General features: G+C 55.6%; 2 rRNA genes. Both read right to left on the reverse strand.

Annotated features, from left to right (window positions below):
• A 5S ribosomal RNA gene (rrf, locus tag K228_RS26600) occupies positions 1 to 97 on the reverse strand; the annotation flags it as partial.
• Positions 98 to 181: 84 nt separating this feature from the next.
• Positions 182 to 1193, reverse strand: a 23S ribosomal RNA gene (locus tag K228_RS0125085); the annotation flags it as partial.

Consider the following 1193-nt stretch of genomic DNA (forward strand, 5'->3'; position numbering starts at 1 on the left):
CCCACACCCTCCCGAGTGCAGTACCATCGGCGCTGGAGGGCTTAGCTTCCGGGTTCGGAATGTAACCGGGCGTTTCCCCTCCGCCATGACCGCCGTAACACTTATCGACATATCAAACACACCCAACACCACAGGGAATGTTTGTTTGCCAAGAGTTACACAGTGGACGCGTAGCAGCTTAGTAATCAAGTCCTCGGCCTATTAGTACCGGTCAACTGAACCCGTTACCGAGCTTACATTTCCGGCCTATCAACCCAGTCGTCTAGCTGGGGGCCTTACCCCACCAAAGGTGGATGGGATACCTCATCTTGAAGCAGGCTTCCCGCTTAGATGCTTTCAGCGGTTATCCCTTCCGAACGTAGCCAACCAGCCGTGCCCCTGGCGGGACAACTGGCACACCAGAGGTTCGTCCGTCCCGGTCCTCTCGTACTAGGGACAGCCCTTCTCAAGTATCCTACGCGCACGGCGGATAGGGACCGAACTGTCTCACGACGTTCTAAACCCAGCTCGCGTACCGCTTTAATGGGCGAACAGCCCAACCCTTGGGACCTGCTACAGCCCCAGGATGCGACGAGCCGACATCGAGGTGCCAAACCATCCCGTCGATATGGACTCTTGGGGAAGATCAGCCTGTTATCCCCGGGGTACCTTTTATCCGTTGAGCGACACCGCTTCCATTCGCCAGTGCCGGATCACTAGTCCCGACTTTCGTCCCTGCTCGACCCGTCAGTCTCACAGTCAAGCTCCCTTGTGCACTTACACTCAACACCTGATTGCCAACCAGGCTGAGGGAACCTTTGGGCGCCTCCGTTACCCTTTAGGAGGCAACCGCCCCAGTTAAACTACCCACCAGACACTGTCCCTGAACCGGATAACGGTCCGAAGTTAGATACCCAAACCAACCAGAGTGGTATTTCAAGATTGCCTCCACATGCACTGGCGTGCACACTTCACAGGCTCCCACCTATCCTACACAAGCTAATTCGGATACCAATGTCAAGCTATAGTAAAGGTCCCGGGGTCTTTCCGTCCTGCCGCGCGTAACGAGCATCTTTACTCGTAATGCAATTTCGCCGGGCCTGTGGTTGAGACAGTGGGGAAGTCGTTACGCCATTCGTGCAGGTCGGAACTTACCCGACAAGGAATTTCGCTACCTTAGGATGGTTATAGTTACCACCGCCGTTTACTGGCGC

The sequence above is a fragment of the Salinispora cortesiana genome (assembly GCF_000484695.1).
In the GTDB taxonomy this organism is placed as follows: Bacteria; Actinomycetota; Actinomycetes; order Mycobacteriales; family Micromonosporaceae; genus Micromonospora; species Micromonospora cortesiana.